The sequence below is a fragment of the Bacillus sp. FSL W8-1127 genome (genome assembly GCF_038006725.1).
Lineage (GTDB): Bacteria > Bacillota > Bacilli > Bacillales > DSM-4216 > Bacillus_O > Bacillus_O smithii.
This window is the reverse complement of the sequence record NZ_JBBOVU010000001.1, coordinates 528,914-555,892: the sequence shown is the minus strand read 5'-3', so window position 1 is coordinate 555,892 and position 26,979 is coordinate 528,914. Positions and strand designations below refer to the sequence as shown.

The window sequence follows — 26,979 nt, the reverse complement described above, 5'->3', positions numbered from 1 at the left end:
CATTATGGACAAGAATACACTAATTTTATCATTTGGTAAATGGGTTTCACCCATAAATATTCAAAAACTTAGCGAACAAGTCAAAGAATTGAAACAGGACTATTACACAAAAAAGCTGACAACAGAAGCTTATATTAAACTTTTATTGGTAGCCCAGCTGCTCGAATTTAAGAGCTTAGAGGAAATGAGTGATGCACTTGTAGACGAAGATCTTCAAAAAGCACTCGGATTTGAATCGATAAGTGCCTCTCAGCTATCCCGAAAAAACAATCAGATCCACCCACTAATTCTTGCAAATTTGTTCTTGGATCTTGTTTGGAAAATTCAACGGTACCATTATAAAAACGGAAAGAATATGCCACTGAAAATCATTGATTCAAGTACACTCCCGTTGAACTTGACCCATTATAAATGGGCAAAATTCCGGAAAACAAAAGCTGGTGTAAAGCTACACTTACGGCTCGTTTTCATGGATAAAGACACCGTCTATCCTGAAAAAGCAGTGATTACGACAGCAAAAGAACATGACCGAAATCAACTCGAAGTCCTAGTGGATGATCAAGAAGCCATGTATGTGTTTGACCGCGGTTATGTGGACTATGAACGTTTTGATCGGATGACAGATGATGGCTATTTCTTCGTTTCAAGACTGAAGAAAAACGCAGTCATTCGTGAAGTCTATACATTTTCACTTCCTGATGATTGTCACGTTCTATCCGATAAAATGGTCTACATTGGTACCACACAAAATCGTACTGAAAATGTCTTTCGTCTACTAGAAGTTATGGACACAAAAGGGAACTTACTTCGTTTCATCACCAACCGATTTGATTTAAAACCAGAAGAGATAAGTGATATTTACCGATCTCGCTGGGCTATTGAACTCTTTTTCAAATGGCTCAAGCAACACGTAGAAATTAAGCACTTTTATGGAATGAGTGAAACAGCTATTCAAAATCAAATTTTCTTAGCCCTGATCACGTATTGCTTACATGTTCTCATTCAATTGGAGATGAAAAGTAAGAAATCCCTACTTCGAATTACTCGTTGGTTAAAGAGAGCTCTGTGGAAACCAGCTTATGTTTGGTTGCGAAAATTTGATGGGCGAGCCAGTCCATAATCTCCCTTTTGTCGTTGTCGCTCTGGTTTAACTGTATATATTTACCAAATGGGCAGTGCCACCTTTCTTTAGGTTTTGTCTTTTTGGCACAAATTCACAAAAAATAATTAACAGAAAATTCTAACTATATTTATGCAATGCTAATGTGTCTTGATGTTTAATTTTAGCCCATTTCTCAGCTTGCTTTTGATTATTGGTAACATAAAATCCCTTACCAAAATCAGTCGCAAACCGACTCTTGTCTAAATCTATTCCATTGTTTTCAATATATTCTCCATAACGTTTAATGGTTCCGTGAAAACAAAACAAATAATCCTTTAGCAACATTATACCCCTTCAACATCTTATTTATTCATTTCTTTTACAACAGCATGCCCACCTCTCCATGTAAAGTTGGGCTAAACCAAATTCTCTGCAACATTCTGTATTTTTATTTTCCTATAAACAGTTATTGGAAGTACTGTGATAGGTACTTCCATTTTACAAAGAAAATGGCGTCCATTTTTACTATTTTCATACTGTCTACACAGAAGGTATAATATCATCCCCTTATCTAGGGTGACCGGTCTTTCTTAACCTTTCCACTGATGCTATCTCCACGCGCTTTCGATAATTGGTTGCAACAAATATTCGTCCTTCCAGCTGGTTTCTTCATCAATTTTTTACGATGAGGTAGCTAGGCACGCCCCGGGTCGCCCGAGCGGCGGTCGGTATATTCCATGAGGATTTTGCAGCCGGATACATTTTCACATGTTTCAATCACTTATTTAACAGAAGAACACCGATCCGGAAAAAGACAAGGCAGAGGCCAAGGTATGACTTTCTATTTCTATCAATTTTCATCAATCTTCGGGTCGTGACAGGCACCAAGCTAATCTTTTCTCTTACTCTACGAATCTCGACAAAATCTGGGTGGTGACAGTCACCGTTCCCGATTGTAAAGAGGTGAATCAGTAAAACTACCACCGCATGCCTTCGATTTCAGTATTAACATCACATCGAAGGCAGGGTAGTTAACGAACCTAATTGCCTTTTTTCTTAATCCGGGTGTTGGCAGTTGACACCAAAAAAATCAATTTATCCAATAAGCTTTTATCTGGTTCCCAATTTGGTGGCATAGGCTTTGCTTGTGGAATTTTAGCAAGCATTTCACTTCTTTCTAATGTAGCGAATTCAATTATTTCTTTGTCAATACTGAGATTCTCTAATAATGTCAAATCACTATTTAATATAGTCCAAGTTCCACTCATGAGAATGTCAAACCCTTTACCATAGCTTTCAAAAAATAATAAATCACCATCTCCATCTGGATATAATTGTTCAGGATACTCATCTATTATTTTTTCCATATATTGTAGAAACCAGATACCATCCCATACTTTATCAGGTGAACCACCTGAGAACAGACGCCAAAAGATTTCTGCCGTCAAATCAATTTGGGTAATCATATACTTTGCAACACTAGGTCTTTGCGTTAATTTTTCTTCAATCGGAAACGATTGTTTTAGCTCAGCAACTTTTGCTTTCAATTGTTGCATGGAAAACTTTAGAGAAAGTTTTTTTGCTACTCTTAGGGAAGTATTATCCAAATGGCAAAGTGCGTTACTTAAACTGTTTGTAGACCAATATGCAATATTTTTTTGCTAGTTCTTCAAAACTTTCTTTTATACCTCTGTGGTAAATCGAAGTCCCTACTTTTACCTTTTGCCGCAATAACTCAAACAAAATATAAAGTGAATGAACTCTGAAAATATTATGCGGACGTCCACGCCACCGCATAACAAGTTGATCTACTAATTTTGTTCTACCAGACTCATCAGCTTCAATGATCCTACGGAGATATTCATTTGGTGTTCTTAATTGACTATTAGACGGGATATCCATATAAATGAGTAAATGGTTATCAGAAATTTGTACCAAATGTTGATCGGCTTCCTGTTGCTCTTTTTTCCATGCATTTATTTCAAATTCTCTGGCATTATGGTGTACTTTTTGTTTCAGGCTAGTAATCTTTTGTTGGATTTGAGTAAAAAAATGTGCAACTTCCTTTTCATCTAATTCTACTGCGAAGCTATCTTCAATCTGCTTTAATATTTGTTGACGAGCAAACCTCAACATCGATTTTGCACCTATCATATTTATTAACGTATTGAAATTCGTCTCTGCGTTAACAGGTGTGCAAATTAGCAAAGAATCTTCCCACGATTGAACTGTGAGCGCATCGTACACCCTTATTTTCCAGCCATTTATTAAGACAATATACCTTGCTCGAATTTCAGGATGGATCGCATATAAATGGGCCTGAAGTAAATCACCCATCGACATCTCATTTATATTTCCTGGCTTTGCTTCAATAATCCAAAAGTTTTTTAACCGAATTGTTGGTATATAATCAACTTGCACCTTTTTCCTACCTATACGATGGTATGGATTAGTTAACTTTAGAGTTTTTTCTCGTATCACATCGTTAATCGTTCCTTTTCCATATCCAAGTTGTCTTAAAAGTGGTGCAATAAATTCCTCCCTTATATCCATTTCATTCCAATCACTGAAATCCTGTTGTTTCCAATATATTTCAAATTGGATCACCTTTTCGTTTCAATCAATAAACGATTTAATGTCAACTTAAATTGTTGGTTGGCCTTTTCTAAGTAAACATTAAATAATCCCCATGTGTTAGATAGATGGGATTATTTAATGTTTATTCTAATCCTACAAATTTCGATAAAATTTGGGTGGTATCATTGAACCCAAATTTATAGAGATATAGTACGACTAGAAGTGACTCCAGTGGTTTTATCATAAACTTCCTTTATTTGTTTAAACCAGTTTTCTATTTCATCATACACACCATGCTCTTTTAATAATTGAGCCGTGACTTTTTTTGTTAAACTACCATTTAAAATCTTTTTAATTGCAATTTCTCTTTCATTATCATCTTTTATATGTTCAAAACAAGTATTTTTCAAATAGCCCGGTACATCAAAATCAGCCCACATACCTAAATACTCAGATAGATCACAGTCGAAATATTCTTCAATTAATACAGGTGGTATATAGTTTTCCATTTCACGTAAGCTTGTAATAACCCCAAACCGTCTTCCATCATTTTTTTCATTCATTTTTCTAACTACTTCTTTATATTTTGGAACGTCACCATCATACAAATGAAATTCTATTATATTTGATCTTCTAAAATAATCTTCGTGCACCCAATCTTTTAATTTACTACCGCCAAGCGCATAAATACTAATGTCCATTTCATTTAAATCAATTATTTCTTTAAATTCTTTGACACTTTGATTAATGTTTTTAAGAAAATTAACATCATTAGGACCTTCAACACAGATTACTACTCTTGAATGAATAGATGGAAGTACACCCAAAGTTTTCGCGATTTTCTGCATTTTCAATTTTTCGTCTACAATAACATTTGGATTACCTTTATTATCTTTTTGAATCAAAATTAGAGAGTCCTTATTGACCATTTGTGCAATTTCAGGGGTATGAGTTGTGATAAATACTTGATGAGACGCTCTATTTGCAATTTTTATTAATGAATCAATTATCATTCTTTGGTAATTAGGATGTTGTGATGTCTCTGGTTCTTCAATTGCATATATAATGTTTCTCTTCCCACTCTTCACTGCATCTTTTTCCGCTTGCGATCTAAAATAACTTAAAAGTATTAATCTACGGACTCCACTCCCTCTTTTATTAAGCGGTACACCTTCATCTGTATCAAGACTAAATTTAAAAAGGGAGTCCCAGCTTTTTAAGTCAGGAACAGTTATTAATTGTTTAGCAATCTCTTCATTAAATTCTTTCAATTTTTGAATTGTTTCCTCCCCGATTTTTTCCACTCTTCTGACAACTTCATTTTTTATTTTATCTAAATCTTCCTTAAGTTCAGCCAGAACCTCTTTAGTAATTGCTTTCATTGGGTCTTGGACCTCTTTATCACCATCCGTATTTGCCCTATCAGATTGAAATAACGTGTAAAACGGTATTTGATCTCTTAACTTGTCCCATGTTTTTAAGTTTTCGTCCTGTATATCCTTTATATCTATCCATATTTCTTTAAATTCTGTTTCTTTATTAATTAAATAAGCAAATAATGCTTGTCTCATATCTGCTTTTTTAGTTTTATTGATACTTTCATAGTTTTCAATTTTATCCTCATACTGCTTTATAAACTCTTGAAGTTCTTTTTGTTTGTAGGTAATAAGTGGTTTTTTTGTTATTATAGGTTGAAACGCATTTAAGTAAACCGAAACACTGCTTTTATTAATTGATTTCCCTGAAGCATTGATAACTTTCCTAATCTCTAACTGATTATTTTTATTTAACAAATACTCGGACTTTAAAGAAGTAGGATTTGAAGCATCTAAAATAACTAATTCGCCTTCATCAATACTAAAACACGCACCTATTTCAATAACTTTCTCAACAGCAGAAATATTGCAATCACTCACATCAATCTTTGCATCGTCATTAAAAAATATATTTAATGCATCTAGAATAGTACTTTTTCCAACATCATTTTCCCCAATTAAAACGTTTAAATTTGGATTTAAATCTAACGAAAAATTTTTGTATCCTCGAAAATTTTTAAGAATTAGTTTAACAAGTTTCATTTTACATTCCTCCCAATAAATCGAACATAAGATAACTTTTTCCTGATAATGAAGAAATGCAACTAATTCTGATTATTATGACAAATTTATTATAATACTTTATTCCTACAAAAATGACAGAATCATTCGACAAATTTTGATAAAAGCAGATCGAAACCTTTATAATTCTATAAATTCATACTAACCTCTTGTTTATACAGTAACAAATAAAGTTAATAATGCCAAAAGAAGGATAATAAGCGATTTTTGTGGGAGATAGGTCTGAATGGCTAAATCAGTTCGTCAAAGTTCATCGTTTGGAGGGAGAATGAGTTGCATATTCGACAAATCGATCTTGATGATGCTGAAAAGTTGGTGAATTTGATTTTACAAGTGGAAAGTGAATCCGATTTTATGCTTTTTGAGGCCGGAGAAAGGAGGCTGACGCCTGAACAGCAGCGATACCGAATAGTGGCGATGGAGGAAGAAGAAAATTCGACCATATTCGTTGCAGAAGAGGAAGGCGACCTCATCGGCTACTTGATCGCCATTGGCGGAGGGGCAAGACGGAACCGACATTCGGTCTACCTTGTCGTCGGAATATTGGAATCATACAGAGGGAAAGGCGTCGGCACCCGATTATTTTTGGCATTAGAAAAGTGGGCTAGAGAACATCACATTCACCGTTTAGAATTAACCGTGATGACGAACAACCGGGCAGCGATCTCTTTATACAGCAAAATGGGGTTTGAAAAAGAAGGAATAAAGAAAGACTCCCTTCTTGTGAATGGGGAGTATGTAGACGAATATTATATGGCCAAACTTTTATAAAAATCCGTGTGTTGTATCCGAGGTACATAGAATGAATTTCATACTAGACTGCTAGTAAGTCTTTTTTCTTTGCTTTCGTTTTGAAAAGCTACCTTTTGAATAGAGCACCTTCTCTACTTTTCTATGCTTTTTAGAAATTAAGTAAGACGGTATTTCTCGCCTTATTTCTGCTTTTTTATCCAAAGAAAAAAGGAACCTTTTGACATGTTCCTTGATAAAGGACTTATAAACCAAATTTCCGAATTCGTTTGTAAAATGTGCTTCTTGGGATGTCGAGCAATTTGGCGGCTAAAGATACGTTTCCTTTCGTTTTTCGTAACGCCTCGATCATTAAGTCTTTTTGAATTTTTTCGCGGAATGTCAAGGAAGTGGATTCTTCAATTCTTTCTTGATCGGGTTCTTTCGAAGGTGAAGCGGTGAATCGCTGATGGATATCAAATGAGTCTAACAGGTTCAAAACTTGGGATGAATCCGTTATTCCATATGGGAATAAAATTTGCAGTCGTTCCAATACGTTGAACAGTTCCCGTATGTTCCCCGGCCAATGATAGTCCATCATTCGCTCCAATATTTCATCCGGCCATTCGGTATTCCAGTTGTGTTTTTCGCAATAGTATCGAATTAAGTGTGGAATGTCTTCTTTTCGTTCCCGGAGCGGCGGAACATGAATCGGAAACACATGAAGGCGATAATATAAATCTTTGCGAAAGGATCCTTCTTCGACTAGTTGGAGAAGATCTCGGTGAGTAGCGGTAATGATGCGAATATTTAAAGAAATTTCTTTCGTCCCTCCAACGGGGGTTACTTTGCGTTCTTGCAAAACCCGTAAGAGCGCCACTTGCATAGCCGGAGGAATTTCTCCGATCTCATCGAGAAAAATCGTGCCGTTATTGGCTTGCTCGAATTTCCCTTTATATCCTTGGCGCTTTGCTCCTGTAAAAGCTCCTTCCACATAACCGAACAGTTCACTTTCCATCAGCTCTCTTGGAATCGCCCCGCAATTGATCGCAATAAAAGGACCGTTTTTCCGCGGGCTATTTTCATGAATCGCTCGAGCCACCAATTCTTTTCCGGTTCCCGTTTCCCCTAATATATAAACACTTGCGTCCGTCGGTGCGACACGCTTCACTTCCTCTAATGTGTTTTGAAACGCTTTGCTTGTACCAGTCTCTCCTTGAAACACAAACGGTTGAGTGGAAAAAGCAGCAATGGGAACGGAATCGGATTTTTGGACAGCTCGTTCTGACAAATAAATGCATGTTCCGATGAAGCCTTTATGCTGATTGGAAAAGACAGGGGTTTCTTTTTGAATCCGAAATCCGTATTTTAATATTTCATTGACCTTCTTGCCGGCCCAGTGAGGTATTTTTTGACGAACCGGTTTACTTGCGGCCACGACGATTTTTTTCTCGTTGCAAACGATGACGGGTTGATGAGAATCCATGAAATCCACGCTCCTATGGACCAGTTCGATCTCATTTTTATGAGTACGTATGCTGATTTCCCGTTCGATCGCATGAGAAACAGACGCTACCATCCCCAACATAAAAGGATGGGCACGATCAACCGGACAAGAAACATCGATGATGCCGATTAATGCGCCGTCATCGTTTCGAATCGGAGCAGCCGAACAAGTCCAATTATGGGAAGCGACGGAATAATGTTCGGTGCCGTTTATCATCACCGCTTCTTCAATTTCTAACGCTGTTCCGATCGCATTCGTTCCGACTTCTTTCTCTGTCCAGCGGGCGCCTTCCATAAAATTAATTTTTCGCGCATCGTGAAGGATTCTTTGATTTCCTGCCACCGACAATACATATCCATCCGGATCAATGATTAAAGCGATCATTTCCAATTCTTTCATGGCTTGTTTCATTCGATTCAAATGAGGCAAAGCGATATCGAGGAGCAAGGAGTTTTTTTCTTTTTGAGCGGCAAGCAAATCATTGGATAAAACATGTTGGCCTTTACTCAAATATGGATTGACGTCATTGTTCTTGCAACGATACCAAGATTCGATGACTCTTTTGTTTAAGCGAGACGAATCCAGCACTCCTTCGTTTACAAAACGCTTCCATGTAATCCAGTTGCAGGTTGTTGTAAACATAATATCCTCCTTAATTTGGAAATATGATCATATACAGAATCCATACTTTTGGCAAAGACCGACATGAGGAAACAGAAAAAGGATAGGTTTCGAAGAGAAATTTTTGTTTATTCGGAGTATTCGAAATTATTATAGAAGAAAACTTAAGCGCTTTCAATATAAAAATCTCCATGCAGAAAGAAGACATGAACCAACATCTTCATGTCCCCTTTTTTGAACTGCTTTTTCGGAAAATGCTTTTATTCCAATCATTCAAGAAAAAATCACACCCCCATCGATCATGACGGATTGGCCGGTCATATAATCAGAATCCTCCGATGCAAGGTAGGAAACAAACTTTGCGACATCCTCCGGTGTTTCAGGCCGTCCAAGGGTGATGCCATCCGAAAACTGCCGAAAAGCTTCTCCTTTTTTAAGATTCATATAATGCGCCATTTTTTCATCAATCAAGTCCCACATTTGAGTGTCGACAATTCCGGGACAGTAGGCATTCACGGTGATCCCAAATGGCGCCAACTCCTGGGCAGCAGCTTGTGTCAAGCCTCGAACGGCAAATTTTGTGGCCGAATAGGCGCCAAGAAGGCTGAATCCTTTATAGCTCGCAATGCTGGCCGCATGAATGATTTTCCCTCTTTTTTGCTTTTTCATTTGTTCTGCTGCCGCTTGCAGACAATAGAGAACGCCAAACACATTGATTTGAACGATTTTATTCATATCCTCTTCTGTTACTTCCAGCAACGGCTTAACTTGGGCAATGCCGGCATTGGAAACCATGACGTCCAGTTGTCCGAAATGTTTGACCGCTTGGTCCACCATTTGAAACACTTCGTCTCTTTTGCTTACATCCGCTTGAACGGCAAAACTTTCTCTGCCCAGTTTCTTTATTTCATCTACCACCGATTGGGCGTTTTCCAAATGAATATCGTTGATGACAACATGAAATCCGTCACGGGCAAGACGTAAAGCAATCGCTCGACCTATGCCTCGGCCCGCTCCGGTGACAAGCGCGATTTTGGGAGAGCTGCTCATTTTTTGTTTTCCTCCTTATTGATTGAGAAGTTCTCAAAATGCCGCCCATCCTGCCCAAAACACAAGAGAACGGGCAGCCCGACCGCAGGTTTCTCATCTTGTTCTCTTCTAAACAGAGAATGACCATTTAGACAAAACCGTCATAAGCCACCTTACGATTGCGGAGGATAAGTTCGCAACGGAGCGGGGAGCTCAAATCCTTCCGGTATATGGTAAATTTCCGCGATAAAGCCAAGGTCTTTCGTTGTATTTAAGTATGTGTACCCGATTTTATGGAAAATCACGCTTTGAATCACATCATTTCCTCTTGCCGCCATCGTTTTTACTACATCATCATGATTTTCCGTTCCTAATGCAACATGGTGCAAACCGGGGCCATGCTGTTTCAAAAATTCCGCATACACGCTGCGGTCATCGGTAGGCTCAATGAGCTCCCATTGGACATTATGCGCATCACATAATGCGATTTTCATAGAGTAATCGACTTTTTCACCACAAATTGTCATATTCCTAACCGTATCTTTGTTAAAATCATAGACTAACCAAGGCCCTATACCGTAATCATCGTGATACCTTTTCATATAAGCATCCAAATCATCCACAACGATGCCAATCTGCAATACTTCCGTAAAAATGGGTTTTTCCATTTTTCTTTCCCCCCAAATAGTAGGATGAGAGAACTCCATTTTCGTCATGGCACGGTACCACAGGATCTTCAGTTCATGGACGTTTTCGCTGAACCTTAATAAACAACCATATTTGCAAGTTTTGAGAAATCGCTCTATACATGCAACGCATGGCCCACGGCACTGAGCAAAGCTTCATGAATGGCTTCAGACAAAGTAGGATGGGCCTCTATTAAATCCTCCATAATGTCGACCGTCATCTCAGCGTGCAGCATGACGGTTCCTTGTCCTATCAATTCTGTCGCACGTGGACCTACAATCGAAACTCCCACTATTTCGTGATATTGCGGTTCCACGATCACTTTTACTTTTCCGATCGGCTCGTTGAGTATGAGCGCTTTGCCATTGGCCGTGAAAGGAAACTCTCCAACTCGAATATCGCCATATTGCTCTCTTGCTTGTTTTTCTGTCAGTCCGACTCCGGCAATTTCAGGTGATGTATAAATACAGCGAGGAATCGCTCGATAGTTTACTTTCACCTCTTGTCCTCCGGAATGCAGAGCCGCGATGGTCCCTTCGTGAAACGCTACATGAGCGAGCTGAATTCCTCCAATGACGTCGCCGCAAGCATAAATATGAGGAATATTTGTCTGCATCTGTTCATTGACTGCGATGCCTCGTTTGGAAAATTCGATTCCGATATCCTCCAGCCCTAAATTCGCGGTTCTTGGCTTTCTGCCAATGGAGACTAAAACATAATCCGCGCTTAGTTCACGAATTCCTTCTCGGTTTTCAATGATCGCTTTCTTTTTATCCGCATTCAAATCTTTTAAAGAAGTAGAAGTATAGATGGTCACTCCGTCCTTTTCCAATTGCTCCTGCAAAATCGAAGCGATATCTTCATCTTCCCCCGGCAGAAGCTGCTCGGCCATCTCGACGATGGTGACTTTCGCTCCCAGGCGGCTATAAATACTGGCAAACTCGCATCCGATCACTCCTCCGCCAATAATCAAAAGCGAAGAAGGAATCGACGGAAGAGACATGGCTTGCCCGCTGTGAATGACCCACTCCCCATCAAAAGGGGCGAACGGCAGACTGATCGGCTCCGATCCTGAAGCAATAATGAAGCGATCCGCTTCCACGATTTCTTGGCTGCTTTCATTCTCCACGCGTAAACGATTGGCCGTGAGAAAAGAAGCGGTGCCGTTTTTGACTTGGATTCTATTTTTCTTCATTAAATAGCCAATCCCTTGAACAAGCGTTTGAACAATTCGGTTTTTCCGCTGCTGAACTTGGTTCCAATTTACTCCTACTTGAGCGGATGAAAGGCTGATTCCAAAGTCTTCGGCATGTCGGACTTTCTCATAGACTTCAGCACTTTCCAACAAAGATTTCGTCGGCATGCAGCCTTCGTTTAAGCAAGTTCCTCCTAGAGGTCCTTGCTCAATTAGAATGACTTGTTGTCCCTGCTGGGCGGCCGTAATCGCCGCCACATATCCCGCAGGTCCACCTCCAATAATGGCTAATGTGGTCATGAACTCCACCTTCTTTCTATAAAAGCACGGTAAATGGCTCTTCTAAATATTGTTTCAGTGTCCGGAGAAAGGCCGCGGCCGGTGCTCCGTCCAACACACGATGATCGAATGTAAGGCTAAGCGGCAAGATCGTTCTTCTCTCCAGTTTATCTCCTATATAGACAGGTGTGTCATAAGTCGCTCCTACCCCAAGAATTCCTGCTTCAGGCGGGTTTAAAATCGGAGTGAAATGTTCAATTCCGTAAGCACCCAAATTGCTTATGGTAAACGTGGATCCTTTCATCTCTTCATGGCTCAGCTGTCCTTGGCGTGCTCGCTTGGCCAGCGATTTGATATTTTGGGCTAATTGAATCAACGATTGGTTTTCTGCATTGCGAATCACAGGGACAACCAATCCTTTATCCAAAGCAACGGCCATTCCAAGATGAATCGAATCAAATAGATGAATTTGATCGTTGATATAAGCGCTGTTCATCTCTTTATGCTGTTGAAGAGAAAGAACAACTGCACGGGCCACAAAGTCCGTCACGGTAAGCTTTGTTTCATAATGGGTTTGTGCCGTTCCAGTTAATTGTTTTTGCAAAGCGATCAAATCGGTGACATCCACTTTCATGTTTAACGTTAATTGGGCGCTGTTTTGCAAGCTGCCTCGCATCCGCTCTGCGATGATTTTTCGCATGCCGGCAACCGGAACTTTCTTAGTCGGCTCGATGTTATGAGTAATGGTTTCAGCCGGTTTTTGCTCCTTTGTAGACGGAGATTCCACGAAAGAAGAGTTTGCAATCGCTTTTTGAACATCCTCTTTCGTGATTCTTCCCCCTGGTCCGGTCCCTTGAATGGTCCGAATATCTAAGTTGGCGGCTTCCGCCATTTTTCTGGCGACCGGAGAAATTTTGATTTTCTCTTTTGCTGCTGTTTGAACGGAAGGCTGTGATTCTTTTACTTTTGTTGCCGTTGCCGTGGCAGCGACTTCTGTCTGTGCTGTTTCTACGTTTCTTTCGATTTTGGAGATGCTTTCATTCGCATCGCCGATATAGCAGATCACGGTTCCGGGAGGAACTCCTTCTCCTTCCGGTACGACAATATCTAAAATGGTGCCATCTGCGGGAGACTCGAGTTCCATTTCGATTTTCTCTGAATTGATGCTGGCAATCAACTCTCCCTTTTTGACGGGATCGCCTGCTTGCTTGTTCCAAACGGAAACGGTCCCTTCTTTCATGGACATTCCTAATTTCGGCATAACCACTTCTACGGCCATTTTCTATCTCTCCTTTCTCTTTTGCTTGATTACACGTTTAGAAGCGACGGATCCCCTATTAATTCTGATACCACTTCTATTACTTTTTCCGGTGTCGGAAGATAAAGGTCTTCCAGCGGAGGAGAGAATGGCACAGGTGTATGCGGTGCCGTAATCCGTTTAATCGGTGCATCCAACGTATCGAACCCTTTATCGGCAATTAATGCAGCGATATCGGTGGCCACGTTGCATCTTGGATTCGCTTCATCAATGATCACAAGACGATTGGTTTTCGCCACGGAAGAAAGAATCGTGTCTTCATCCAGCGGAGATAAGCTTCGCGGATCGACCACTTCCACTTCCAATCCTTTTTTCGCCAATTCTTCCGCTGCCGCTAATGCTGTATGAACTTGTTTTCCGATCGCGACAATCGTGAGGTCGCTTCCTGTCCGTTTAATGTCTGCCTTTCCTAATGGAATGGTATAATACCCTTCCGGAACATCCCCGGTCGTGTTATACAATGTCTTGTCCTCAAAATAGATCACCGGATCATCGTCTTCAATAGAAGCAAGCAGCAAGCCTTTCGCATCATATGGCGTGGACGGAACCACGACTTTAATGCCGGGAATGCTGGTAAACAAGGCATATAAGCTTTGAGAATGCTGAGCCGCCGCCCGAAAGCCTGCTCCGTGAGTTGTTCGAATCGTAACCGGCACCTTCGCCTTTCCTCCGAACATATATCGGAATTTGGCCCCTTGATTCAGCACTTGATCCAAACAACTTCCGATAAAGTCATTAAACATTAATTCGGCAATCGGTCTTAATCCTGTAGCCGCTGCGGCCATGGCCGCCCCTACATATCCCGCTTCGGATATCGGAGTATCCAAAATCCGCTCCCGGCCAAATTCTTGAACTAATCCTTTCGTTACCCCTAATACACCGCCCCATGCTTCATCATCTTGCAAGTGGTCAACAGCCGCACCGCCAGCCACATCTTCTCCTAACAGAATGACATTTTCATCTTTTCGCATCGCTAGCTTCAATGCTTCATTAATCGCACTCGACATACTGATCTTTCTCACCATCTATACCGCCTCCTATCATTCTTTTAATAAGATACATACACGTCTTTTAACAGCTCTGATGCCTCCGGGTACGGGCTTTTTTCAGCAAATTCAACCGCCTTTTCTATCGCCTGTTCTACGGATTCTTCCATTTCCACCAATTCTTTTTCTGACAATAATTGTTGACTAAGTAAATGTTTTCTGAATAGAACGATGGCATCCCGCTCTTGAAGGTGTTCTCTCTTCTCTTCTTCTGTCTTGTATTTTTGGGCATCTCCTTCAAAGTGGCCGTAATTTCGATAAGTCACACATTCGATTAGCGTTGGACCTTCTCCGTTGCGTGCTCTTTGAATGGCTTCCTCCGCTGCTTGATAAACAGCCAACACATCTTTCCCATCGACGCGAACGGCAGGCATGTTGTAGCCGATGGCGCGATCGACAATTTGTTTACAGCTTGAAGCATATTCAAATGGCGTCGCTTCTCCATACCCGTTATTTTCCGCTACAAAAACAACCGGCAGCTTCCAAATAGACGCTAAATTAAGTCCTTCGTGAAAAGTTCCTTGATTATTGGCCCCGTCGCCAAAGAAGCAAACGCTTACATCTTCCGTCTTTTTATACTTCGCTGTCAACGCAGCCCCGCAAGCAAGAGGATAACCTCCCCCTACAATTCCATTCGCCCCCAGCATTCCTTTATCTAAGTCGGCAATGTGCATGGAACCACCTTTCCCTTTGCACAACCCAGTGATCTTTCCAAAAAGCTCCGCCATCATTCCATCCAAGTCGCAGCCTTTGGCAATACAGTGGCCGTGCCCGCGATGCGTACTTGTAATCGTATCTTTATCACTTAAGTGCGCACACACCCCAACCGCTATCGCTTCTTCGCCTGCATACAAATGAACAAAACCGGGTAATTTCCCTTGTGCAAAGATTTCATGAACCTTATCTTCAAATACACGAATTTCCAGCATTTTTTGATACATCCATTTGGCTTTTTCCCGAGTTAAAGCAACTCCTTTGCCTTGAATCACATTCATCTTTTTGAACCTCCTTCATTCTTGTTTCTTCACCCTTTCTTACTGCAAAAAGCGTGCCAAAAATCATCAGCGTCAACATGAAGCATCGAGCAATTCTCGCCAACACAAAAAGAGACAAAACGAGACCGGTGTCTCTTTTTGTCTCCAATTGAACACGTTGAATAGGAGTTCAAGATCATGCTCTGTTGTTCGATCAATGGAATCATCATTCATCATGATCAACGAACGAAAAACAGACCCGCCACACTTGGCAAGTCTGTTTTTTTATTCGACAAAACGGGATCTCGGCCATTTCTTTTGGCACTACGGCATCTCTTTCAGTCGTGAAGAAATGTTCGAGAAATACTCGAAGATAAATTGATGAAACTGACGAGCTGTTTCCGAAAAGTATCGTCTTTTGTTTTTGGACCAACCTAAACCAATGGTTTGTTGGCATGTTGACTCCTTGATGAAGGAAGACATCAGCCTGGTTGATTTCATTTAAAAGCTAATTCATACTAAGTTATGGAAATAGTTTAAAAGAATAGGGGAGAAAAATGGAAGGTAAAACACATATTGTTGGGAGCTTAGCAGCAGGCGCTCTATATTTAAACTTGGGAGGAGCCGTTGGCCATGAAGCTCTTTTTTTTGGTAGTTTAGCTCTTGGTGCTTTAATACCGGATATTGATCACACCGGTTCATTAATTGGCCGAAAGGTGCCGTTGATTGACAACATCATCAGCACGGTATTCGGTCATCGCTCCTTTACTCATAGTCTTTTGTTTTTAGTTTTAGCATTCTTCTTATTCCAACAAACTTCCTGGCCTAAAGATATTGAATTGGGTATCTTGATGGGAATGTTCAGTCATATGGTCTTGGATATGCTCACAAAACAAGGAGTTAAGTTTTTATGGCCTTTAAAAATCGAAATTGGTATACCTGGTGGCATTCGTACCGGCGGTGCAATTGAACAAGGATTTTTCACTGTTTTAGTCATATATCTTTGTTATGTTGGTTTTCATTTTTATTTATAAATTAGGAGAACCTTACACCTGGAACTTACTAAGCATTCATGATGATTTCCATGTTTTCTTGCAATAGAGTCATATCGGGTGAGTAGATCCTCATATGGAAAATCGTTTGACAGCTTCACCTTCAGAGGATTTGAAGAAAATGGGAGGCGTTCATAAATCAAGTAGTAGGAGGTGGTGAACCTCCGTCCTCTCACATCACCGTACGTACCGTTCGGTATACGGCGGTTCAATCAAATTAATGACGCTTTTCGCCATATTTACTGTACAGGCTTTTCAGCCCTTGGCTACTCCAATAAGAGTTGCCAAGGGTTTGGTGTAATATGGGACTTTTAGAGATTCTCCAATATGATTTCCTCGAATTTCCCCATTCATATGCTTTATATGGTTGAACTCCGAGTTGTATAAGTTTCTTTATTTTCGTTTTCGGCTTCTTCCACTGTTTCCAGATAATCATTCGGAGCCTTCTTCTTATCCATTTATCAAGATTCTTAAAGACAGTAGGAGTGTCAGCTAGTGAAAAGTATCCGCACCAACCCATTAGGTACTGATTTAGTCTTTTGATTCTTTCTTCCATTGAGATCGACTAGCCATCACCAGCAAGTCCGTTGATTTTGACTCTCAAATATGCTTTTGGCAGTAACGGTCCTTGAACATTCATTTTGACACTATGGCATCTCTTTCAAACGTGAAGAAATGTTCGAGAAATACTCGAAGATAAATTGATGAAACTGACGAGCTGTTTCCGAAAAATAGCGTCTTTTGGACCAGCCTAAACCAATCGTTCGTTGGCATGTTGGTTCTAAGATTCGTAATCGATTCAATGTAGGTTTCTTTTGATGAATCCAATAGATGGCCGGAATAAAAGCAACCCCCAATCCTTGTTTCACTAAATCCCCTATGACTCCCGGCTCGTCCCCTTCAAAAGCAATATGTGGCATAAAACCTGCTTTTCTGCAAAAATCATCGGTTAAGTTACGGATTTCATATCCCGTATGCATACTGATAAAAGATTCGTCCTTGACTTCATCAAGATAAATCGTTTCTCGTCCTTCCAGCCGATGTCCAGGCGGGACAATCAAAAAAATTTCTTCCGTGAAAAGGGGCTGCCAGATGATCTCAGGGTCTTCAATGGGAACCGAAGAAATACAAAAATCGATTTCCCCGTTTTTCAGATGACATTTCATGGACGATGTCGAATGGACAAATTGTTGAAAATGGACGTGAGGATATTTTTTCAAAAAAGAACCTAATAAATCAGGAAGGACTCTTGGAATGGATACAGCCAAGCTGATCTTATGTTGATTTCGCTCTGCCAACTCTAAAATTTCTCTTTTCCCTTCCTTTAATTCCATAAAGGCTCTTTCAACCCGTCCCAAAAATATTTTTCCGTATCGATTTAGTTTAATTTGACGGTTTTGCCGATCGAACAGCGGAACGCCAAGATCTTCTTCCAGCCGTGCAATCGTCTTGCTAAGGGAAGGTTGGACAATGTTCAGTTCCTCTGCCGCTTTCGACATGTGTTCGAGACGTGCAACAGTTTGAAAATACTTCAGTTGCAGCAATTCCATCTGCTATACACCGCCTTATTCATAGACTAGAAGCTATATTATTGTAATTAATTATATATCAAGAAATATCCAAAATAATCGGAGGTTTTTATGGTGCAGTATAGTTATGTTTCTCATCTTGAATGCCCTAAATGCCATGAAGTTTATTCAACAGAAACGGTTCAACAGCTTTGTAAATGCGGATCGCCCTTGCTGGTCCGATATAAATTGAATGAGGTGAAAGCTTCCGTCAAAAAAGAAGACTTGCAGCTGCGGGAAATGAGTTTATGGCGATATCATGAACTTCTCCCCGTAAAACATGAAGAAAATGTCGTTTCATTAGGAGAAGGAATGACACCCATTATTCACATGAAAAGACTAGGGGAAAAAATTCAGATTCCTCATTTATACATAAAGGATGAGGGAATTATCTCGACAGGTTCGTTTAAAACGAGAGGAGCAAGCGTCGGCGTTTCTAAAGCGAAGGAACTCGGAGTCAAAGAATTAGCGATGCCCACTAATGGAAATGCAGGTGCTGCATGGGCTCTTTATTCAGCAAGAGCAGGCATTAAAGCCACGATCGTCATGCCATTGGACGCTCCGAACATTACGAGAAAGGAAGTTTACATCTCTGGCGGTGATCTTCGATTAGTCGACGGTTTAATCAGTGATGCGGGAAAAATAGTGGGACAACTTGTAAAAGAGAAAGGCGTTTACGATGCATCCACGTTAAAAGAGCCTTATCGAATCGAAGGAAAGAAGACAATGGGGTATGAAATTTTTGAACAGCTGAATTGGGAAGCTCCCGATGTTATTTTATACCCGACTGGCGGCGGCGTAGGAATTATCGGCATTTATAAATCGATTTTGGAATTAATAGAATTAGGCTGGATTTCTGCCGAAAAGCTACCTAGGCTTGTTGCCGTCCAGGCCGCCAATTGCGCTCCTATTGTGAAAGCATGGAAAGAGAGAAAAACGGAATCGGAGTTTTGGGAAAATGCTTCAACAAAAGCATTTGGAATTAACGTGCCAAAACCACTTGGCGACTTTTTAATTCTGGAAAGTTTATATAAAACCAACGGCTGTGCCATTGCCGTTTCGGAAGCAGAAATTTCACAAGCACAAAAAGAGGTCGCTGAACTCGAAGGAAATTTCATTTGTCCCGAAGGAGCTGCAACATTCGCGGCCGCCAAACAATTACGCCAACAGCAGTGGATCTCGGAAGATGAAAAAGTCGTTTGCCTCAACACAGGACAAGGAATCAAGTATCCTGAAACAGTTGAAATCGACCATGTTCCCGTTCTCTAAAATAGGTGAAGAGGCGAAAAAGGGTTGGATTAGATTTCTGATTTTTTGGCAAACGGAAATCACGGAGACCAGCCCGTTTCCTGCTTCATTTCCCCTCAACACCAAAAGCGCAACGGCCTCTACAGGGCTTGGATAGTGATGAAAGATTATTATTGATATAAAGGTAATTAAGTGATGCAATGCTAGTTCATCCTAAAGCTAGCTTATAATCCCTTAGTTCAGTAGATCTGTGTCCCTGATCCACTGAACTTTTATTTCCTTTCATTTATTTTCACCAATAAAGCGGCTAAAATGAAAGATATGATAGACGCAAGCAGTAAGACTAATCCAATAGCCCCCAACCCTAATCCTTTCCATCCGCCCCAAATAAAACTTATTAATATCACAATAATACTTAATAGAGAAAAAATGATGGGTATTATATATACCGGAAATGTCACTCTATTCCGACTAACCAAACATAAGAGCAGTATCGCTAGTGTACAAATGAGTACATATATCCCCAAATAAACCATATACTCTCCCCCGTTGGTAATATTAAAACTTCCATCATGTAAAACCCGATTCAGTTTTATTAACTGAGTCAATTCCATAATTTCTTATTTTAAAAAGCAACAGACCTGCAGAATTTAGATGCCTTTAAAAATTTTTAGTTTACGCAGCAGATTTAACACGCAATGATTTGATCATCAGCTAGTCTTGAAGCAGTATAAATACTTCTTGAGTTCCATTTAATAAAAGATAGCCGCCTTTTCGTTATTCAGACTATCTGAAGAAAAAGGGATTGGATTATGGATCATTTTCAATTGTTGGAGGGTTTAAACTGGAGCCGACCAAGAACGGAAAGGTTGATATTCGTTAGAAACGTGTATTTTGGGGCTGCAATAGGAGATGTAATAATTCCGCATGGCTTGGATGATAACAGATCATGATAGATGTAAAGAAGATTGCCCTAGCCTATCTATTTCGAACTTCCATATTTTCAAAGTCGATGATTAATTTATTGATGAGAAAAAAATCATTGCCTATAATCCCGTCAAATCCATGCATTCCTCTTACATCAGCGAGCTGTATAGTGAAATCATTCAACTGGAATTTATCTATCGTCAAGCCGCTCACTTTTTGCTCTATACAGATTTCCGTACCGCCAATTCCGTACATCTTGCGCGTAATTGCATTTTCTACATCGAGCAATAGCCCGATTTCCTCACATAAATCCGCATCTAAAATGGTTGAAGAACACCCGGTATCCAGCAAGACACGACTAAATGTCTTTTTCTTTCCATTGTATTCGATCTCTACAGAAACGAGAGGTAAATGCTCATCCATTTCAAATTTCATACTTTTCTCCGCACTCCTATATATGGCTGCTCAATGACTTTGATTTCTTCATTTTTTGTATGAAAAATATATAATTCACGTGTTTGGTTTTCTGCATGCAGTTTTTTATACACTTTCCATGCAGCATTCCCATTTTCAAAGTCATCAATAACAGACATTTCTTCAATGACTCTTTCCTTTCCTCTTGTTTCTGATTTTAATGCTTCCACTAAGACACAACGTTCCGGAAAATGCCGACGAACTTCAGACCATTTCATTAACATGTGCCTCCCCGAATCATTATTAATTTTCTTTTTATTGTATCATTTTTAAAGAGAGGGGCACCGTTTATTAAGAGGTATTTTCTTATTGCTTTTGTACCGTTCCATTGTCAGAATTCTATGCCAATCAAAATATGGTGAAAAGACAACAAAGACAGAGAGCCAAGGCAACTCTCCATCTCTATTAATCTTTTACAAATTTCGGGGCGTGGCAGGCACCCAACCTAATGAATTTATTTTCGCAAAAAAGGAGCTTAAAATAGTCAATAAATATTATTCATTTTATTCATTTATTTTTTTCAAGGCCTCTTCACCTGCGATCACTGTCACATCATTATGCTGCCTTAAAATTGAAGCCGGAAACTCCTCGGAAATATCACTGTTACCCAATAGCCTTGCAAGGGCGTCCGCTTTCTTTTTACCAGAAACAAGCAGCAAGATTTTCTTACTTTCCATGATCGTTTCAATTCCCATCGTAATTGCTTCCGTTGGTACTTCGTCAATCGACTGAAAGAATCTAGCATTTGCTTTCCGTGTTGATTGATCCAGTTTAACAATATGCGTTCTGCTTTTAAAGCTGGTCCCTGGCTCATTAAAACCAATATGGCCGTTTAATCCTAGTCCTAATATTTGTATATCAATGTTATTTTTAGAAATTAGTCTGTCATAAGTCATACACTCTTGTTCCAAATCTTCAGCCATTCCATTAGGAATATGAAAATTTTCCGGTTGAATATCAATATGTTGGAATAAATTTTCATGCATATAATAGTGGTAACTATTCTTATTTTCTTTAGGCAGCCCAACGTATTCATCTAAATTAAAAGTAGTTGCATTTTTAAATGAAACTTCCTTTTGTTGATATTTTTTGACCAAACAATTATATAAACCAATTGGAGTTGAACCTGTTGCAAAACCAATGACTGGTCTTTTCAAACTTTTCATATGCTCTATGACTATATTAGCTGCTTTCTCACTCATTTCTTCATAATCTTTTACTTTAATAATTTCCACGTCATTTCACCTTTCTACAAAATCATTATGGGAATCTTTACTCTGGAACAAAATATTTTATATTTTAAAAATCGTACTTAGTGCCCTTGCCACTCCATAATGATCATTATCTTCAACAATCATTTTCGCTTTACTTTTTACATAATCAGTTGCATTTCCCATCGCGATTCCTAATCCAGATGATTCCAACATTTCGACATCATTTATCCCATTACCGATTGCAATCACTTCTTCAGGCAATATATTCAATTGTTGAATGGCAGATTGAATACCGGTCCATTTAGAACCTTTTGGATATACTTCGAGTCGATCTCCTTCTTCAAAAACATAATCCTCCAGCACTTTCTCTTTAAGAACTTTACGTTGTTCAGAATTTATATATAAAGTTAATCGGTGCGCTTCGCAATCCGTATCCTCTAAATTTGTCTTTTTTGCAAATGGCAGTAAATGTTCCTCATTTAAAGGCTGATTGGATCGTGAGGTACTGTACGAAAAGTGAATATACTTGCCGCCATGTTTATCAGTTTGGCTGCAAAGATCATAGGCAACTTTTGATGACATTTTTACATCATGAATGATCTTATTATTTAAAAATACAAGGCTGCCGTTATAAGCAACATAAAGCGAACACTGTAATTTATCACCATAAATTTTTGTGGCTTCTAAAGACCTGCCTGAAGCCAAACCAACGATAATCCCTTTCTTTTGCACTTTATGAATAGATTCTATGGTTTCATCTTCAAGCTGATTTTTAGAATTCAAAATTGTCCCGTCTATATCCAGAAAGACCGCTCGATACATTTAGATTCTCCTCCAAATTTTCCATTAACAACCATGCCCTTGCAGTAAAAATGATCATTTTTATTGGATCAATCGATTAAATTCCCCATAGAATCATAAATTCCTACAAGTTCAGGGTTGGCGGAAATATTCTTTAAGACGGCAACATGGGCATTTGTAACAAATACTTGTGTGCGAAAAGCATATATGACCGTATCGCCCACTCGTACTCCGTCTGTCGCCAATGAGCCGTAATAATCAATATTAGTCGGAACATTATCAATTGTAGGAACCCGCTTTAGATTTTGTCTATTTGTTCCAACTAATGCTTCCTTCATATGTGAACGCGGATAAAATCCGCCGCCAAAAACATATGCATGATCATTATATAAATGGGATACTTCCGATACATATACCATCGCCGGTTTTTCTTCCAAGTTTTGTGAAGCATGCAACGGTGTTGTTCCAATTAATGCATGACCAGGTTCTCCTTGCGTTGCACCATTTTCCTTTAATAATTTCATTGTTGCGGTAGAAGTGGCACTTGGCATATTCATCTCAAGCTTTTCATATCCTCTATTCATTAAAAACAATTTTGCAGTCTGCATGGATTTTACATTAGGGGTAATGGTTGGAACATCATCTTGAATCAATATACAAGGAAAACTTGTTAAACCGGCTATTTCAATGCCTTCCAATTTTTCCATAGATTCAATATCTTTCACTAACTGTTCAAATGTGAATCCACCTTCTTGACCTTTATATATATAATCGTCTTTGTTTGCTATGCGTAAAAAGACTTTTTGTTTTTTTTTCATCTGTTGAGCAATTCTGCTAATATTTTGAGCATTTTCATAACTAAAAACTGTAACATAATCAGGATTAAGATTTAATATTGTTGGTATCATATGAACAGGTATTTGAACAAGGTGTCCAACATGGCCAATCTGAATGCCATTTTTACTAAGAGTCATGGCCTCCCATGGATCTACGGCGACTGCCTTTTCAATCCCTGATTCAACAATAGCTTGCGCCACCAACGGATTGCGGCCAAATTGTTTTGTCATAAAAAATAGTTCAATATCCTGTTTTTTGGCTTTTTCTGATAAAACTTTAGCATTCCTCCTTACTGTATCAAGATCTATTACATAAGTATTGGGTGAGATGATCCCTTGCTGATGAAAATCTAATGCAGCTTCTATTAATTTTTTGTTATGCTTTATTGTCGATTCTAAAAACATCCGTCAGTCTCCTCTTTCCCTTTTTGCAATATTTGAAGGAATGAAGTTCCGTTTTCAGTTTTATTAAGTCCAAGATACTTTGCAGAAGTTGCAGCGATATCTGATAGTGTCTTTCTTTCTCCAATTCTAACGGGAGATATTTGTTTATGATAAACTAACAGATACGTTTTCTCTCTTGTATGTTGACTATGGCCAATCGTAGGATCATTCCCATGATCCGCACTCATAATCAGCAGGTCCTGTTCTGTCATTTTCTCCAGTATTTCCGGTAAATATCTATCGACCACTTCAATACGATCCGCATAACGGGCTGGATTCTGTGCATGTCCGGCCAGATCTGTTTCTTGTACTGTTGCAGCAATTACTCCATGTTTTACATTGTCCATTTCATGTAAAATATCCTTCATTACTTGTTCCGTATCGACACCCGGAAATCTATTGGCGCCTTCACAATAAATAACATCCTGCATTTTTCCAATAAGAGAAACTTCCATTCCACTTTTTTTGGCTAATGTTGGCAACTGAAATTCAGGAGAAATGCCAAATCCTAAATGACGTACTTGATACCCTTGTTTGTATACATTTGATTTAGGTGAATTCACCCCTACTAATCCATCTCCCCGTCTTTCTACTGATTCCTGCAAGTGTTCGGGTGTTACATTTTCGCCACCAAGGACAATCACGCGATTGACTCTAACATTTTTGCGCACACATTGCCCTATTTTTAAAACTTCTTCAAACGGAATATATTCCAGTGGAGCACTTACATTGTAAATTTGGCCGTAATCAGTTTCGATATTATCAGCGACGATGACTAAATCATTGACTAATAGATACGGCAATTCAGGATTTGGGATCGTTACTTTATATCCTTCTTTTTCTAAAGCACGTTTTACTTGATCCATATTTTCAATAAAAGGAGCTAAATACGCTTTTTTTGGTTTTGTTCCCATAATTTCATTATGCCCTTCAAAACTGTCTGCTCCTTGATGCATAAGGTTCAAAACACCGTAACTGGCAATATTATCAACATTTTTTAATTTCGGATGATGTAAAATTTTATTGATGCCCAATCTTTCAAAGTTTGGAATTTTCAATGACGGCACTGCATCAATAATATGATAAAAAGTATTGGCTCCGACATCTAAAGGATGATAGTCTTTGGCATCTTCCATATAACCGACACCTAAGCTGTCCAATATGATAATAATGACTCTTTTATTCATTTTGATCCCCCTTTACTATATTTGCTTTTGATTTTCGGTTGCCCGATGAATGGATTCCTCTAGTATTCTTAAAATTGTGTCCACGCCGCTTCTTAACGGATTAATACGTATCATTTTTTTGGCTAATGTTGGATCTGACGATAAAAAAGTGCCGGAAACTCTATAAAACATTGGCACAACTTCGTATTTTGATTCGGCGCCCACCGGATTGGGTGCCGCCCCTAATTCATTGGCATGAAAAAGTACTTCTTCTGCAATTGGTTCAGTAAATTCGACAAGCAAGACTTTTGATTGCGCATTGGCCAAATAAGCCCTTCTTACACCCTTAACTGCTCCATTATTAAGGGCATGAACTAATTGATCATTCACACTTGCTTGTATAGCCAACATAACGGGAGCATATATAAGGCCTCTTAATGCTTCCAAAGCTTCGTAACCTTGAACTTGGCATCCCCCGGAATAATTCATTTTTTCTATTTTCTTGATTAAATCTTTATTGCCTAAAACGATTCCAACACCTTCTGGACCTAATAATTTGAACATTGAGAAGGTGGACAAATCCGCCCCGACTTGCACCCCAATATTTTCGACTTTCATTGCAGCATAATTATCATCAGTTATTATAATTAGAGCAGGATCAGCGGAACGTATTATTTTTATTGTTTCAGCCAAATCATAATGATCATCAATTTTTTGCCTAGTATGCTGAATCAATGCGCCTTTTAGTTTAGGATTTTGCCTAATTGCATTTTTGATTTCTTCATGATTGTGAAAATCCGCATATATAGGCAGTATCCCCATTGATTCTAAAGTTGTTTTGCTTGTTGGATATATAGGTGCATCATGTACAAGGAGCTGATCACCCGGCTGCAAAAAACTCATAAAACCAAACCTCAATGCACCTGTTCCAGCGCCGCGCACCAATAATGCCTTCTCTACACGAAAGAAGTCAGCTAATGTTTCTTCTACTTTTTTTGTAAATTTTGGTTTATTAATGCCTCTTACAACACCTAGATCACCAAGCGAAATCATTTCATCTCCGCGAAAATGCCTTGTAATGACATCAACGAGCTTAAACTGTCTGCGCTTAGCTTCTTCAATAGAAATACTCTTTAGCGGATAAGTTTCCATAATCATTCACCTTACCCTTCCATAAAAGCACGTGGGTTATGAATCAACATTTTATCGATTGATTCACTTGTAATCCCATAAGATTGCAAAAGGGGAACAAATGTGTCCAGTAAATAGGAATACCCTAATCCACCTTTATATTCGAGATGTGATTTTCTCGTAATATCCATAGATAATAGAACTTTGTCGATATACCCTTTATCCTGTATTTTTTTCAACATTTCTGCTCGAACGCGATCCGGCATGTAACTTTCTTTTCCTATTGTGTCAAATTCTACATATACTCCTTCTCTTAGCATTTTTAATACATAATCGGCGTCTCCTGTTAAATCAACATGTCCTATTACCACTCGATTTAAATCTACTCCATGCTTTTTAAAGAATTCCACTTGTTCATGTCCTAACGTTCCGATAGAAGTATGTGTAGAAATTGGTTTTTTCGTTTCCTTATGCGCGATGACAACTGCTTCAAACACTTTTTTCTCTGCTTCTGTCCATTTGTTATAACTTGTTCCAATTTCGCCAATTATTTCAGCTTTCGCATCTGTTCCTTTTATTCCTTCAACAATTTCCTTTATCATTCTTTCTGCCAGCTTTTCTTTTATTTCCTGAAAAACCTGAATCGGGTAAAAAGAATCTTGATAGAAACCAGTTGAGTAAATAATATTAATTCCGCTTTCTTCCGCAACCTTTTGGACGTATGCAATGCTTCTTCCCATTCCGATATTGGTTACATCAATAATATTACGTACACCTTTTTCGTATAATTTTTTAAATTCTCTAACGGTTTCAGGAAATACATCCAACCTGCAATCCTCATTATTTTTTACTTCAGAAAGGTCAATGGTTGTATGCTCATGCATATAGGTAATTCCGTTTTTCAACATTTGATACTTTCCCCTTTTTTAATGATTTC

25 protein-coding genes and 1 pseudogene are annotated in these 26,979 nt (G+C 39.1%); 4 read left to right on the top strand and 22 right to left on the bottom strand.

The window, feature by feature from the left end:
• Positions 1-4 precede the first annotated feature (4 nt).
• Positions 5-1,120 (top strand): IS4 family transposase, encoded by a 1,116-nt coding sequence (locus NST12_RS02660; RefSeq protein WP_048622499.1) that lies wholly within the window; start codon positions 5-7, stop codon positions 1,118-1,120.
• Positions 1,121-1,240: 120 nt separating this feature from the next.
• Here NST12_RS02660 and NST12_RS02655 read toward each other — a convergent pair whose 3' ends face one another.
• From NST12_RS02655 to NST12_RS02640, 4 genes are all read right to left on the bottom strand, one after another.
• A complete protein-coding gene (locus NST12_RS02655) occupies positions 1,241-1,444 on the bottom strand; it encodes a DUF3990 domain-containing protein (RefSeq protein ID WP_341100141.1) in 204 nt (67 codons plus the stop codon).
• 698 nt (positions 1,445-2,142) lie between these two features.
• The gene (locus tag NST12_RS02650; RefSeq protein ID WP_341100140.1) at positions 2,143-2,658 is read right to left on the bottom strand and encodes a hypothetical protein; all 516 of its coding nucleotides are present in this window, start codon (positions 2,656-2,658) and stop codon (positions 2,143-2,145) included.
• A gap of 64 nt (positions 2,659-2,722) precedes the next feature.
• Positions 2,723-3,709: a hypothetical protein gene (locus tag NST12_RS02645; RefSeq protein WP_341028387.1), complete on the bottom strand. Its 987-nt coding sequence runs from the start codon at positions 3,707-3,709 to the stop codon at positions 2,723-2,725.
• A 167-nt stretch (positions 3,710-3,876) separates the two neighbouring features.
• Complete coding sequence (locus NST12_RS02640) at positions 3,877-5,757, bottom strand: ATP-binding protein (protein ID WP_341028385.1); 1,881 nt, start codon at positions 5,755-5,757, stop codon at positions 3,877-3,879.
• A 312-nt stretch (positions 5,758-6,069) separates the two neighbouring features.
• Between NST12_RS02640 and NST12_RS02635 the strand changes: the two genes are divergently transcribed.
• Entirely contained in the window at positions 6,070-6,567 is a 498-nt protein-coding gene (locus NST12_RS02635) for a GNAT family N-acetyltransferase (RefSeq protein ID WP_341028382.1), read from the top strand.
• A gap of 223 nt (positions 6,568-6,790) precedes the next feature.
• Here the strand turns inward: NST12_RS02635 and NST12_RS02630 are convergent, their stop codons facing one another.
• The 7 genes from NST12_RS02630 to NST12_RS02600 form a co-directional block, all read right to left on the bottom strand.
• Positions 6,791-8,674 carry a sigma-54-dependent Fis family transcriptional regulator gene (locus NST12_RS02630; protein WP_341028380.1) on the bottom strand — a complete coding sequence of 628 codons (1,884 nt, stop codon included), beginning with the start codon at positions 8,672-8,674 and terminating at the stop codon, positions 6,791-6,793.
• 252 nt (positions 8,675-8,926) lie between these two features.
• The gene (locus NST12_RS02625; RefSeq protein WP_327802941.1) at positions 8,927-9,703 is read right to left on the bottom strand and encodes an acetoin reductase; all 777 of its coding nucleotides are present in this window, start codon (positions 9,701-9,703) and stop codon (positions 8,927-8,929) included.
• 152 nt (positions 9,704-9,855) lie between these two features.
• Complete coding sequence (locus tag NST12_RS02620) at positions 9,856-10,350, bottom strand: VOC family protein (RefSeq protein WP_341028374.1); 495 nt, start codon at positions 10,348-10,350, stop codon at positions 9,856-9,858.
• 134 nt (positions 10,351-10,484) lie between these two features.
• Positions 10,485-11,864: a dihydrolipoyl dehydrogenase gene (gene lpdA, locus NST12_RS02615; RefSeq protein ID WP_341028373.1), complete on the bottom strand. Its 1,380-nt coding sequence runs from the start codon at positions 11,862-11,864 to the stop codon at positions 10,485-10,487.
• Positions 11,865-11,880: 16 nt separating this feature from the next.
• On the bottom strand, positions 11,881-13,122 hold the full coding sequence (locus tag NST12_RS02610) for a dihydrolipoamide acetyltransferase family protein (RefSeq protein WP_341028371.1): 1,242 nt from the start codon (positions 13,120-13,122) through the stop codon (positions 11,881-11,883).
• Between the two features lie 29 nt (positions 13,123-13,151).
• Positions 13,152-14,186: an alpha-ketoacid dehydrogenase subunit beta gene (locus tag NST12_RS02605; protein WP_341028369.1), complete on the bottom strand. Its 1,035-nt coding sequence runs from the start codon at positions 14,184-14,186 to the stop codon at positions 13,152-13,154.
• A gap of 23 nt (positions 14,187-14,209) precedes the next feature.
• Positions 14,210-15,202, bottom strand: coding sequence for a thiamine pyrophosphate-dependent dehydrogenase E1 component subunit alpha (locus tag NST12_RS02600; RefSeq protein WP_048622622.1), 993 nt, complete (start codon positions 15,200-15,202; stop codon positions 14,210-14,212).
• A gap of 536 nt (positions 15,203-15,738) precedes the next feature.
• Between NST12_RS02600 and NST12_RS02595 the strand changes: the two genes are divergently transcribed.
• Positions 15,739-16,215, top strand: a complete 477-nt coding sequence (locus NST12_RS02595; protein WP_327824555.1) for a metal-dependent hydrolase — start codon at positions 15,739-15,741, stop codon at positions 16,213-16,215.
• A 235-nt stretch (positions 16,216-16,450) separates the two neighbouring features.
• On the opposite strand, the pseudogene NST12_RS02590 reads toward NST12_RS02595, so the two are convergent.
• Positions 16,451-16,789 (bottom strand): annotated as a pseudogene (locus NST12_RS02590) (group II intron maturase-specific domain-containing protein); the annotation flags it as partial.
• Positions 16,790-16,880: 91 nt separating this feature from the next.
• Entirely contained in the window at positions 16,881-17,783 is a 903-nt protein-coding gene (locus NST12_RS02585; RefSeq protein WP_341028363.1) for a LysR family transcriptional regulator, read from the bottom strand.
• Between the two features lie 93 nt (positions 17,784-17,876).
• Between NST12_RS02585 and NST12_RS02580 the strand changes: the two genes are divergently transcribed.
• The gene (locus NST12_RS02580; RefSeq protein WP_341028360.1) at positions 17,877-19,070 is read left to right on the top strand and encodes a threonine synthase; all 1,194 of its coding nucleotides are present in this window, start codon (positions 17,877-17,879) and stop codon (positions 19,068-19,070) included.
• 251 nt (positions 19,071-19,321) lie between these two features.
• Here the strand turns inward: NST12_RS02580 and NST12_RS17050 are convergent, their stop codons facing one another.
• The 9 genes from NST12_RS17050 to NST12_RS02540 form a co-directional block, all read right to left on the bottom strand.
• Complete coding sequence (locus tag NST12_RS17050; RefSeq protein WP_445662320.1) at positions 19,322-19,585, bottom strand: YesK family protein; 264 nt, start codon at positions 19,583-19,585, stop codon at positions 19,322-19,324.
• Between the two features lie 442 nt (positions 19,586-20,027).
• Entirely contained in the window at positions 20,028-20,411 is a 384-nt protein-coding gene (locus NST12_RS02575) for a retropepsin-like aspartic protease (RefSeq protein ID WP_327825110.1), read from the bottom strand.
• Positions 20,408-20,668, bottom strand: a complete 261-nt coding sequence (locus NST12_RS02570; protein ID WP_341028357.1) for a hypothetical protein — start codon at positions 20,666-20,668, stop codon at positions 20,408-20,410. Before NST12_RS02570 ends, NST12_RS02575 begins: the two co-directional genes overlap by 4 nt.
• Before the next feature lie 285 nt (positions 20,669-20,953).
• Positions 20,954-21,685 carry a glucosamine-6-phosphate deaminase gene (gene nagB / locus NST12_RS02565; protein ID WP_327825112.1) on the bottom strand — a complete coding sequence of 244 codons (732 nt, stop codon included), beginning with the start codon at positions 21,683-21,685 and terminating at the stop codon, positions 20,954-20,956.
• 57 nt (positions 21,686-21,742) lie between these two features.
• Positions 21,743-22,486 (bottom strand): HAD family hydrolase, encoded by a 744-nt coding sequence (locus NST12_RS02560; RefSeq protein ID WP_341028355.1) that lies wholly within the window; start codon positions 22,484-22,486, stop codon positions 21,743-21,745.
• Positions 22,487-22,554: 68 nt separating this feature from the next.
• The gene (locus NST12_RS02555; RefSeq protein WP_327825114.1) at positions 22,555-23,706 is read right to left on the bottom strand and encodes a YhfX family PLP-dependent enzyme; all 1,152 of its coding nucleotides are present in this window, start codon (positions 23,704-23,706) and stop codon (positions 22,555-22,557) included.
• A complete protein-coding gene (locus tag NST12_RS02550; protein ID WP_327825115.1) occupies positions 23,697-24,932 on the bottom strand; it encodes a phosphopentomutase in 1,236 nt (411 codons plus the stop codon). Before NST12_RS02550 ends, NST12_RS02555 begins: the two co-directional genes overlap by 10 nt.
• A gap of 15 nt (positions 24,933-24,947) precedes the next feature.
• Positions 24,948-26,069 carry an aminotransferase class V-fold PLP-dependent enzyme gene (locus NST12_RS02545; RefSeq protein ID WP_341028351.1) on the bottom strand — a complete coding sequence of 374 codons (1,122 nt, stop codon included), beginning with the start codon at positions 26,067-26,069 and terminating at the stop codon, positions 24,948-24,950.
• Between the two features lie 5 nt (positions 26,070-26,074).
• Positions 26,075-26,950, bottom strand: coding sequence for a phosphotriesterase family protein (locus NST12_RS02540; RefSeq protein WP_327825117.1), 876 nt, complete (start codon positions 26,948-26,950; stop codon positions 26,075-26,077).
• Positions 26,951-26,979 lie beyond the last annotated feature (29 nt).